Raw genomic sequence first — 11,718 nt, 5'->3', positions numbered from 1 at the left:
CAGGGAGAGACCTGTTCTTATAGACCTGTTTGTATAGAGAGGAAGATTACACATGTCAGATGTAAATCAAAGTTTTGGACAAGCTCTTGTCAGATCCTTAGTAGGAGAACGCGGGCATATTCGCATCGCCAAGGCACTGCCCGATATTGATCTGGATCTCGCGGGACGCACACATGAGGCTATGCCTTACACGATTTATCAACTGGTGAAACATATGCACTACTGGCAGCAGTTCATGCTGGAGCATATCCAGGGACGTAAACCGCAGATGCCGGCAGATGTAAGCGAGAGCTGGCCTGTAGAGAAAGGTCCACAGGATGAAAAAACTTGGCAGGAGGACATTCAAGCATTTCTAAGCGGAATCGACCAAGCCGTATCCATTGCAGAAACTGCACAGCTGAACGATCCACTGCTCTATTTTCCAGGAGAAACCAAAGGCGGATTGCTGCGCAATATTGCTTCACACAACTCATACCATCTGGGCGAGATTGTTCTGCTTCGCCGTTTCTATGGTGCATGGCCGCCTCCTGGTGGTGGATTCCCTGCTTAAAAACTGAGGGATGGGCAGCTCCATTCCGTCAGAGACGGAAGATGGTTTAAATGAACAGAATGATTCGAATTATGCCACGGATATGCTGTATATCTGAAAAAAGAGAAGCCGCAGAGGGGGACCTCATCCTGCAGCTTCTCTTTGGTTTATATTCTTTATTCTGATCATGCCATTTCTATCTCAAACTTCCGGACGCATTAACCCCTGAATAAAAGCTTCGAAGTTCGGTGCAAGGGGTGTAATCGTTCGCTGATCCTTTGTTACATAGACCACCTCAGGCTCGCCATCATTACCAAAGGAACGGTAGTCCAGCATGACAACCCCCGCTTCGGAAGGCGCTTTGGCAATGACCACGCCAATTTCAGGATAACCATCACGTTCGATCACTGCCCAGCTGCCCTCTGCGCCGCATAGGGAGCTGCTTTTATCACGACCAATCCCCAATATCCCTTCAATCTCCACATATCCCGTTTCACCTGATTCTTCATTCGTCACAGGGAAGAAGCGGTTATATGGAATGCCGCCGTTGTGTTTCTTCATCATCTCAATATAGGAGGCAGGTAAACGGAATACGAGCTGTTCCTCTACCGATTCAATCAAACCGTCGCTTGGCGGATCAGATACATATCGCTCCAGAGCCAGTTCACTGTCATTCCAGAATTCGCCGGATGCTGGTACAGGATCACCAAGAACGACAGGTGCGGCTGAGATCGCTGCAGGAGCCTTTTCAGATGTTTCCTGTCCCAGCTCACCACCCTCCTGTACTTCATCGCTCCCTTCATCAGCCATGTCCTCATCATCTTCATGTTCGTCCCTTGTTCGAATCCAATCCAGAAACTCCAGTGTATCTTCATCCCCTGGCTCCAGCTCATCCGAACGCTCGAATGCCTGCTCAGCCTTGTCATACTGTTCCAGATAGTAATACGCTAGTCCAATCCTATACTGCCAAAGCGGGTCATCTGCTCCCTCTTCGGATACGGTCAGAAATTGTTCTACTGCTTCTTCATATCGTTCCAGATTGTTCAGTGCACGCCCCAGATGATTTACCAGTTCATAGTCTCTCTCTTCTACAGGAATCTCCTGCACCGCATCCACAATCTTCTCGTATTCGTCTTCCTCATGCCAAGTTTCCAACTGTTCCAACAACTCTTCGCTCATTATCGTGCCTCCGTTCCTTCATCTCATCATTATGTATTGAAAATTATACCACTATACGGAACTGCTTCTCCAGCTTAGAAGGTACCTACCAGAACCATCATGGCTTTCTACCTTGTCAGCTTTACATACGGAACAACCGAATTACACTGACATTCATCTGAAACCATACCAAAAACAGCCCGACCTGATATACTTCATTCCGCCGGGCTGGATTGATTAATGATTTTTAAGTTAATGCAGCAGTTCCACACAATCATAGACCCAGCCTGCACTTAACCAGTTCCCTAGATCACTAGAGCCGCTGATTGGTGTAATGGTAATTGTATTGGCGCCTTGAACAAAGTAAGATGCAGGAATGTTCCAGCTAAAGGTCGTGTTATTGCCCCGGTACGTGCCAATGGTGAAGCTGCGTGTTTTCGGCTGTGACGAAGGAGCTGGATTACTTAATGTCTGCCCGTTGATGGTTACACTTGGTCTGCCATTATTGTATGCCGCCGTAATACCAATATTGAATACATGCGAGGAAGATGCCTGTGCTGCATTCAAGTTGAAATTTACGGTGGTAGGTGAGTTCTGCCCACGGAACTGAATGGCAGGAAAACGGTTCACTGCACTGCCTGGCGTATAATTTACCGGTCCCCAGCTTGGATTGCGGCTGTCCGAAGGATGACGAATGGGTATCGTTTGTCCATTCAGGAACTCTCGTGGTGTCCCGTCCCAGTTCCCGATCCGCCAGATGCTGGGGGCTTTGCCTGGATCATTCGTAATGGTGCGGGTATTTACGGTTGTTGTTTGTCCTGCATTAACAGTTACATTTTCCGTGTATACTGCAAGTTCACCTTTATATACGGTCATGGTATATGTCCCCGGGATCATACCGTACTTGGCAGCAGCCCCGCTGCCAGAAGCATTTACCCAGTACTGGGCGCTGCTGTTCGCAAATCCGATGGTGTAGGCATAACCTGACTCCATGTCCGAAAGCCCGTTTAACACCACATTGCCCCGGCTGGTGACCCACCCTTGCAGATTCAACCCCGACATCCAGCTGAAATCAGGAACTGCAGGTGTACCTCCCGTTGTAAAGATAAGCGCATACGGACCATGCAGGCCGAGGCGCCAGTCCTCAGTCTGTGCATGTCCCGAATTCATGTAGTTGTAGACTTCGGTTTCAGAGCCGCTCTGGAACTGAATATCACGGAAGAAGGGACCGCCTGAACTTTTCTCCCGATTGCCATAGGCCATATATACCCCGACCCCGCTGCCGGTCACCCCTCTGACAGACAGGTCTTTTGCCTGATCATTGCCGTAATATTTGGAGGCTGTCTGGCCATTCGCAAACCCGAACACATCCTGACTTTCAATCGCTCCGGTATTCCCCCGGTTGTTTGATTGAACGGGAACCCCTGTCAGCACACTTCCGTTGCCGCGGAAAATATAACGAAGCTCTCCGATGGACGGCTGTGCCGTAATGTGGGTAGCCATATAAATGATGTTCTCACCGCCGCGCGAAGCGTAATAATGAGTCAGCGTGTTGGTGGAGACGGTGATCAGCACCGTTGAGCCGGAAGGTGATTTATTCCACGTTACGTTGGCAGAAGACCCTAATCCCGAACCAATATGTGACCCTCTGCTGCTGTTCAGCTCGGTTCCATTCATCTTGGCCGAGATAATATCTCCATTCGTTTTATTTACGATATATACAAGTCCCGATCCGGTGTTTACTTCGATTCTGGAACCATTATCAGAGACATGGATAGTCGCTGCATGGCTTGTAGAGGCAGGAAAAGCGAAAACGGAGGCAAACATAACGATGAGCAGCAGCACGCTCCATCCCTTTCTAGCCAAACGGTAAGTCATGTGAATATCCCTCCTGAGATTTATTCATTTTGTAAAGCGCTTACATTTTGTCGTATACGCAAACTTTCTACATTGTTTTCAACTTGTATCCCACCTTCTTCCCATTTATATTTCTAATCTAAACCTCTTACAATCACATCTATATAATACCATTATATTACATATTTTTACAGCGATATTGTCATGCTGCACTTTCTTATTGGGGAGATGCGACCTGTTACTTGGTGTGCATCACTAGCTTATACTTGTCAAAAGTCCAGCCACTGCTGATATGTTCAGCAGCCTTCCTGCTAATACGCACCGAAGGCTTTTGTAAGGACAATGCACCTGATTCGGGAACCAAAAACCGCAGCAGTTTTGTTCTCGTTTTGATCTCGCTCACCAGTTCTTCGTACAATTGGTATGCCAGCGGCCGATGTTCCCGGATATCCTCATAGGTGTAATCTGCTCCTTCGGCACCTTCTGCCTGAATCCGAATGTCTTTGGGGAGCGAAATCATGATGCAGGGCAGCTCATCCACAGCCCACTGTTCATGATACGGGAAACTGATCCCTTCATTTCTGACGAAAAAACCTGCTGTATCCTGATCCAACGTAAGCACGATGGAGTATACAAAGTGTGGAAAATAGTCCGCCGCTTTCTCAGCAGCAGCATAGTAACCATAGAACCGATGATACGCTTGAAGCACCTGCTGCTTGTCATACGGGGTCTGGGCATGATTGGTAGAAACAAATAAGGCCCCCTGATGATTGAAAAGCTCGAAGATTTCATCCAGTTCTTCCGGTGTGATCCAAAACTTTATTTTGTAAAATCCGCTATTATTCACTCGACTCATATTCTCCCCGCCTTTTATGTAATTCACATAAATTATAAACCACATTTTACCACATCCATAGATGAGCTTATAGTCTACAGTACATTCCTAAGCCAAAATTAAAATGACCAAAGCGGTTCGATATTCGAACCGCCTCGGCCGTTTTGATCTGATGGTCAAATGATTAGATGATCTGTTGGACTAGATTACAATTACAGTCCTGCAATCCATGATTTGATTGTGCTGTCACTTTCCAGTGCACGGACGATGATGGTTACCGCCTCAGCGCGAGTCGATTTGCCGTTAGGCGCGAACTCGGAATCAGTCAATCCATTCACCAGTTTCGCGGAGGATGCCAGCTCGATTGCTTCAGCCGCCCAGTATCCGGATTTCACATCACTGAAGCTGTTCTTGGTTCCTGTTGCGAGTGTGTTCAAGTCCAGTACACGAGCCATGATGGTCACCATCTCGGCACGACTAATCGCTCCATTCGGCTTAAAGGAACCGTCTGCGTATCCACCAATTACGCCTTTATCCGCCAAGGTACCGATGTAACCCGCTGCCCAGCTTGTTTTTGTATCTTTGAAGCTGTTTGCCGCTTTATTTTCACCAAGGCCAAGTGCACGAGCAATCATTGCCGTGAATTCAGCACGAGTAACGGATGCATTCGGCTTAAATGTGCCGTTCTCATATCCGTTGACGACGCGCAGTTTCAGTGCAGCATTAATGTTTTTCTTGGCCCAGTGTGTGGAGATATCACTCATCGCCAGTTGTTCATTCTTCGTCGCTTCAATTACTGCATTTACGTTTTTCTGAACGTTATCCTGGCTGACGATATCCGATTTGAACGGATTCGTCGTTACTGCACCCGGATTCGCAGTATCTTTAACAGCAAGGGCAATCCGATCATTTTGATATACAACCTCGGTTGTATACTGGCTTGGCAGACCCTTCACTTCCACCGATGCAAATTTACCATTCAGTTTGTTCGCACCGAAGCTGATCAATGTGAGATTTGCTTGTGCAGGTACGTAGTTGTTGTCAAAATTGACCTGCAGCTTACCGTTGGCATTCACGGCACCTTTTACATCCAATACATCACTCGCACTGCTCACGTTCAGTTCCAGCGTACCGCCGGATGCCTGTGTGAAATCACCCTGGATATTCCATTTACCCTCTACATTCTCTGCAACCGTACCACCGTTATTCACAACCGAACCGGCACCGAATGCATTGGCTGCATCCCCTTCGAGCGTACCTGCTTTCACTTCGGTACCGCCGGAATACGTATTGTTACCCTGCAGGTGCAGCACTCCGCTGCCCTCTTTGGTCAGCTTGCCTGTACCAGAGATGTCATTGCGCCATACGTCTTTGGCGTTAAATCCACCTTTAGCTGCATCCATGACTACCGTTACATCTGTGTTAAACGCGCCGTATCCATCTGCTGCCGCAAACAGGTTAAGGCGTCCCCAGCCTTCCGGATCATCCAGCACTGGATAGCCTGATGCAATCCCTGTTGTGGACAGTACCGCACGGCGCTGCTGCTCGTTCAGGTAAGGCTGTCTTGTTTCAAGAAGCACTTCCGCACCTTTAGGCACCTGCACCGCTTCGGTTGTGGAGCCGATCTGCGGGAAGCCGTAAGTCAAACGCTCGCTGTACTCGGATTTGTTGCGAGCATAATCTGTGAAGCGATCCTTACTTGTACCCGTTTCTTTCAAAAGAATGTCATGTGCTTGAGCATATGCCTGCTCTTTCAGCTCTTTATTATCCGGATCATTCAGCGCAGATGCTGCAAATGCTGTTGCAAGCACACGACCGCCCATAACATCCAGAGGGGAGTGCATACCGGCTACGATTCGGTCATCGCCCATCTCGGAAGCACGCGTCATAAGCTCCTGGTAGCGTTCAGGTACAGCGTAAGCAAGAGCAATGGCTGCAAGGTAGGACGCATTCGTGTGACCGCTCGGGAAACCGCCATCCGTTTCAGGTTTGCTGCTCTTCACGGCAGCGAGTGAAGGCACGATAAGGGATTCACCCTGCCAGCGGAACGGGCGTTTATATTGATAGAACATTTTTGCCTGTTGTGTTGAAGCGTAGTCACCGCGAACTTTGCCGATCAGATCTACCATTTTACCAAGCTCCGAATTAGAATCCCCTGCTTTGTTGGAATCATTTTTATCCGAATACTTGGTTGTCGCTGCATCTGCCGGAATACTTGTAATAGAAGTAAATGTGCCTGACTTCTCCCGATACACACCAGCCAGTTTCCCCAGACCTTCTACTGCGCCATAGGATTGATTCGTACGATCGGTATAGTAGGCAGCATCCTCGTCTGCTTTGGAACGTGTTTTGGCACGCTGTGCCACATAATCAATGTTGTAGTCCAGTACAGCACTGTTCAGCTTCGTACCATTATCCCAAGCACTTCCTGGTGTCCATAGATCGAGGAACTTGGATAACGTTCCAATTGCGGGATTATTATTTACAGTCATATTGTCAGGCTTGTTATTTTTGTACGTATCCACGAAGTAACCCCAGGCCGGTTGTTTCGGTAAAGCTACCGGATCATTATTCTGTGCAGCAAATGCAGCACCTGGAGCTATGGAACTTGTTAGAACGACCAAACCTAGAGCAGCAGTGAACAATCTTTTTTTGTTTTTGTTGTTAGCCATTTTTGTTTTCAATCTTGTCGACTCCCATCGTTTAATAGTTGGTCTCGGTTCGGTCTCAATGTAGCATTCGGGCCGTCAGACCAGCAATAAAACAATTTCGTCATTGTATCAATTTCGACGCAATATCATAAATCTTCAACATTTTACATCAAGTTAATATAAATCGTGAACCTTACAGAATTCGGGTAGTGTATAATTTGGGCCGGGAGGAATGCCTGATGAAAAAATGGAGCACTGCATGGGCTGGACTAGCCCTTTCCTATGGTTCAATCGTGATTGTTATTGTGCTGCTGATCTGCTCTTTTTTCTATATCTATTTCTCACGCAGCTATAATGAAGAATTAAGGAATAAGAATCAGCTGATTCTTGAAAATACAGCACGGACTATCGAAGAAACTATACTAAAGCGAGTACAGCAGATGTATGTTGAACTGTCTCTGGATAGATCAGCCAACATCCGGCTCTTTGCGGACCAGGAGGATCGAAATGGACTTAATCAGGTCGTAGACCTGCAGGAACTGCTCAAAGCCAAAGCTCGCAGCTAATACCGACATTGTTCAAGGGATTCATCTCTATTATCCCGCACGTAACATTATGCTCTCTTCACTCTACGGCCTGCGTTATGGGGCAGATCAGAGTGAAGGATCTGTTTATTACACAGACTGGCTCCAAGAGATGCGTACCAGCAAGCACAACAGTCTCTGGACATCAGCACGCCCTATTCCAAAGGACATTTTCTCAAGTCAGACCGGGGATACCAATGAATTGTTTACATATGCGCACAGTTATCCTTTTCGTTCCACAGGGGAAACCAGTGACGTCATCATCGCCATTGATGTCAAAGAAGAGGCTGTGAGTCACATCATTGAGAATATGATGCCTTCCCAATATCAGCATACGGTGATCGTCAACGCGGCCGGAGCTGCGGTAAGCAAATCACAAGAGCAGGAATCCGGACAGTCTGACATGTATGCAGCTAGTCTGAAGAAAGTCCTTAATCTAGGCGATGCAAAAGGCAGCTTTGACGAAACAATCGCAGAATCGCCATACGTTGTATCCTATCAAACGCTGCCATCAACCCACTGGACGATCTACAGTGCAACCCCGTCCAGCTATTATTATGAACAATCCATCATGATTCAGAAGCTTATTCTCGGAATCTGTTTAGCCGCACTGTTGATCGGGCTGATTTTATCAGCCGTACTTGTTCGTGCGAACTATAGTCCGATCAAACGTCTGGTAGGACGTATCAAGGATCTCACTGGAACGGCATCGAACCAGATGACTAACGAGTTCCGGCTGATCGACAGTGCATTTCTTCATCTTAAGGAACAAGTGAGCAGCCTTGAAGAAACGATGATCGCGAACAGCGCAGCTGTCCGGCATAAAGCAGTGCTTAACCTGCTGCAGGGTAACCCGGAACATCGACCGTGGAAAGAGGAACGAGCCGCTCTTGGTATCGCAAGGCCATATGCTGAATACTGCTGTATGCTGATGAATACAGGAGCAAGCTCTGTAGAACCAGATTCTATAGACCAGCCGGAAGCCATCGCCAGACTGATGCATGGACTTGAATGCTTGTCCCTGCAGGACAGCCGTCTCATTGCAGAAGAGCTGCCGGATAAGAGACTTGCTGTCATTCTCTGTACCGACGTGGCTTCAGAGGCATTGTTGGACAAGTTCGCCCAGCTGCTGCTTGCGGAGACACGGCAGCAGCTCCAGCCGGACATTCAGCTGTCTACCGGATGCTGGGTCAGTGATTTGAGAGACATCCACCAGAGCTTCAATGAGGCACATACGTTGATGAAATATGCTTATTTTTTGCCTGAACTGCACATTCTGAAGGATCATTCCCTGCTTCAGCGTGAGCACAGTCTGGATGAAATTCCTCAGACCCTGCTTGCCAAGTTTCGAGACAAGCTTCAGGGCAGGCAGCTGGATGAGGCTGCAGGCACGATTGAACAAGTGGCTGAACATATGCGAAAGGGACAGTATCCGGCTGATTATTGCCATTTTATTCTGTCGAACATGGTGTTCATCTACTCGGACGCAGCCAAGAATGTACGTTATAAACACCCACTGCAGTTCGGGCACCCCGATCTGTACCATGAGTATACGAGTCTGCGTAATATTCTCGCATACCGCAGCTGGCTGACAGCATCGATCACCACATTTATGGAAGAGACCGAAAATCGCAATAGTGACCGTGCTGTCTCAACCATTGAATTGGCGAAGCAGTATATTGAAGCCAACCTCTCCGAGGATCTCTCACTTGAGGCTGTTGGGACCAAAGTATTCCTAAGTCCGAAATATTTGAGCAAGCTTTTTAAAGAAGAGATGGGTGTAACCTACACCGATTATGTCACATCCCGACGAATGGAACAGGCCAAGGTATTGATTGAAAACAACAACATGACCATTGACCGGGTCGCAAGTTCGGTTGGCTACGGCACAACTGCTTATTTCATTAAACGTTTCAAGGAAATGTACGGATGTACACCAGGGAGTTATGTACGAAGTCTCACCTCGGCAGCGATGCCGGAGGCCGGATCATGAGTGTAAGGAGGATGAGCGGGATGAATACGAGAGGACCGAGAATGAAAACACCTTATCGCTATCAGATGTTCCTGACTACAGCGCTGCTCACCATGATGGGCGTTATTCTTGGCGGCTGCAATTTGCTGACAGGGCCCAGCGCTATGGTTGATTCACAAGAAGGCAGCACGCTCTCCCCTCTAAAAGACAAAGCCAAATATCACATCTCATGGACGATGCATCAGAACTTGCCTGTACCCCAGGATGCCGAGATGCTGCAGGTAGTGGAGGACCGGTTTGGTGTAGATTTAGACATTTGGAATATGGAAAACAATAAATACGAGTCCCTCCTCGACATGAAGCTGGCTCAAGGCAGCATACCCGACCTGTTTCGAATCCGGCAGCCGCAGGATCTGTTAAAGTACCAACAGCAAGGAGTACTCGCGGAGATTCCGGTAGAGACACTGCATACCTATGCACCAAATCTGATTCGCATTATCCATGAATACGCTCCGGCCTATGAAAATGCAGGAGTCATCGACGGTAAATATTACGGCATACCTGTCATCAATCCGACTAACATCTATCGCACACCTGTAGTGTTCAGGCAGGATTGGCGCACAAGCTGGGTTTGGCTGTTCCACAGACGCTCGCAGAATTCGAGAAAGTCATCTATGCATTTACCTTTGAAGATCCCGACGGCAACGGCATTCAGGATACGTATGGTTTGTCCAGTGAAGGCATGAACGTTGTGTTTGGAGCCTTTGGTCAGATTGTTTTTGCAGATCAGCTGTACTTCGGCACAAAAGACGGAAAGAAAGTTATCGGTGCGCTGGAACCCGAGATGCAAGAGGCGCTGGCCTACCTGCGGAAATGGTACAAGGACGGTGTCATTGATCCAGAGTTTGTCACAGGGGAGAATAAAGGCGGATATAAACATCTATCCCATGCGTTCATTAACGGTAAAATCGGGATGACTTCGATGGGTAACTACTACCACTGGATTCAGGACGGCGATTATGAGGATTGGCGTGTCGACCATGAAGGTAAGGCATTGAAAAGCCCCTCTCAGGCAGCATTTAACGTCAAAGAATTAAAGTCCAAGTTTCCTGAGGCACAGGTTATTTTCGGTGAACCGTTCGTCGGCCCCCACGGACAGCGCGGCTCCAAAGGAAACGATATGTTAATGAGCTTCACTGCGATCGGAGCCGATGCGGTGAAAGAACCCGGCAAGCTGGAGATGATGCTGCGCATTCTGGACGAGGTCAGTGCAGACCCGGATCCGGACAAGGCGGCAAGCATGACCTTCGGGGCGGAAAACAAGCACTGGGTCTGGACACCTGTCGAACCCCGAAATGTCATCGTCATGCCCCCGTATGACGCCATGTTCGGATATCAAAATACGATTGGTGCCAATATCGGAATGACCGTTCCACTGAAACAGACAGGAGAACGGGAGCAATGGGCAGCCGCGCTGCACCTCGATCAGGACGGCATATATAACGCGCTGGAAGTCGCTACCCCCGCTCTAGCCAACTATGGCGACGCGTTGATCCGGCTAAAAAACAAAGCCTATATCGCATTTATTACGGGCGAGCGGCCGCTCAGCGAATTCGATGAGTTCAGACAAGAGTTCATGTCCGCAGGTGGAGCGGAAGTGGTCAGTGAAGCGAACGCGTGGAAGCAGTAAGTTTGGAAGGTAAGTACAAGCTATGATATGACACGCAGCTTCACAGTAGTTTGGATTTTGAAACCTTCGAAACTCGGCAAACCGATCCAATATAACCTGGTTTGCAGCCTGGCAAGTTAGAGTGAACTCCGATTTTACTCGCAGCTCACCCACGTGTATGGAGATCAGTAATCTATATGGAACTCAACATACGAATGTGAGGACGCTAGTAGACTGGGGGCCCCTCTATCTTCTAACGATCTCTAGAAACCTTATTTGGGTGATTTTCTCACGTTTAGAAATATAACGATCCCCAGCGACGCTATTGCTGCCGAAAAGCACCACAAATGAAGATTTTACAACCAAAATGCGCAAATAACGTTTCTCAGAATCGTTACGTTTTCAAACAGGGTAAAATGCCTCAAATAGCGTCATCTGAAATCGTTAGCCGCTGTCTGTAATA

Annotated in this window: 8 protein-coding genes; 4 read left to right on the top strand and 4 right to left on the bottom strand. The window is 48.0% G+C overall.

The window, feature by feature from the left end:
* Window positions 1–52 precede the first annotated feature (52 nt).
* Window positions 53–550 (top strand): DinB family protein, encoded by a 498-nt coding sequence (locus ABXS70_RS26835; RefSeq protein ID WP_366292229.1) that lies wholly within the window; start codon window positions 53–55, stop codon window positions 548–550.
* Between the two features lie 180 nt (window positions 551–730).
* On the opposite strand, the gene ABXS70_RS26830 is transcribed toward ABXS70_RS26835, so the two are convergent.
* The 4 genes from ABXS70_RS26830 to ABXS70_RS26815 form a co-directional block, all read right to left on the bottom strand.
* The gene (locus tag ABXS70_RS26830; RefSeq protein WP_342553469.1) at window positions 731–1,708 is read right to left on the bottom strand and encodes an SMI1/KNR4 family protein; all 978 of its coding nucleotides are present in this window, start codon (window positions 1,706–1,708) and stop codon (window positions 731–733) included.
* Between the two features lie 231 nt (window positions 1,709–1,939).
* On the bottom strand, window positions 1,940–3,565 hold the full coding sequence (locus tag ABXS70_RS26825) for a rhamnogalacturonan lyase B N-terminal domain-containing protein (RefSeq protein WP_366292225.1): 1,626 nt from the start codon (window positions 3,563–3,565) through the stop codon (window positions 1,940–1,942).
* Between the two features lie 217 nt (window positions 3,566–3,782).
* On the bottom strand, window positions 3,783–4,400 hold the full coding sequence (locus ABXS70_RS26820) for a hypothetical protein (protein WP_366292222.1): 618 nt from the start codon (window positions 4,398–4,400) through the stop codon (window positions 3,783–3,785).
* Between the two features lie 191 nt (window positions 4,401–4,591).
* Window positions 4,592–7,063: an S-layer homology domain-containing protein gene (locus tag ABXS70_RS26815; RefSeq protein ID WP_342553472.1), complete on the bottom strand. Its 2,472-nt coding sequence runs from the start codon at window positions 7,061–7,063 to the stop codon at window positions 4,592–4,594.
* Between the two features lie 206 nt (window positions 7,064–7,269).
* On the opposite strand from ABXS70_RS26815, the gene ABXS70_RS26810 reads away from it, so the two are divergent.
* The 3 genes from ABXS70_RS26810 to ABXS70_RS26800 all read left to right on the top strand — a co-directional run bounded on the left by ABXS70_RS26810 (window position 7,270) and on the right by ABXS70_RS26800 (window position 11,276).
* On the top strand, window positions 7,270–7,596 hold the full coding sequence (locus ABXS70_RS26810) for a hypothetical protein (RefSeq protein WP_366292219.1): 327 nt from the start codon (window positions 7,270–7,272) through the stop codon (window positions 7,594–7,596).
* A gap of 49 nt (window positions 7,597–7,645) precedes the next feature.
* Entirely contained in the window at window positions 7,646–9,607 is a 1,962-nt protein-coding gene (locus ABXS70_RS26805; protein ID WP_366292216.1) for an AraC family transcriptional regulator, read from the top strand.
* Window positions 9,608–10,199: 592 nt separating this feature from the next.
* Window positions 10,200–11,276, top strand: coding sequence for a hypothetical protein (locus ABXS70_RS26800; protein WP_366292213.1), 1,077 nt, complete (start codon window positions 10,200–10,202; stop codon window positions 11,274–11,276).
* Window positions 11,277–11,718: the final 442 nt, after the last annotated feature.

Source organism: Paenibacillus sp. AN1007 (assembly GCF_040702995.1).
In the GTDB taxonomy this organism is placed as follows: domain Bacteria; phylum Bacillota; class Bacilli; order Paenibacillales; family Paenibacillaceae; genus Paenibacillus.
This window is presented reverse-complemented; position numbering and strand designations above follow the sequence as displayed.

Bases quoted from the DNA above. Each gene is read 5' to 3' on its own strand.
- ABXS70_RS26835 (WP_366292229.1), top strand. From the start codon at position 53: ATGTCAGATGTAAATCAAAGTTTTGGACAAGCTCTTGTCAGATCCTTA.
- ABXS70_RS26830 (WP_342553469.1), bottom strand. From the start codon at position 1,708: ATGAGCGAAGAGTTGTTGGAACAGTTGGAAACTTGGCATGAGGAAGAC.
- ABXS70_RS26825 (WP_366292225.1), bottom strand. From the start codon at position 3,565: ATGACTTACCGTTTGGCTAGAAAGGGATGGAGCGTGCTGCTGCTCATC.
- ABXS70_RS26820 (WP_366292222.1), bottom strand. From the start codon at position 4,400: ATGAGTCGAGTGAATAATAGCGGATTTTACAAAATAAAGTTTTGGATC.
- ABXS70_RS26810 (WP_366292219.1), top strand. From the start codon at position 7,270: ATGAAAAAATGGAGCACTGCATGGGCTGGACTAGCCCTTTCCTATGGT.
- ABXS70_RS26805 (WP_366292216.1), top strand. From the start codon at position 7,646: ATGCTCTCTTCACTCTACGGCCTGCGTTATGGGGCAGATCAGAGTGAA.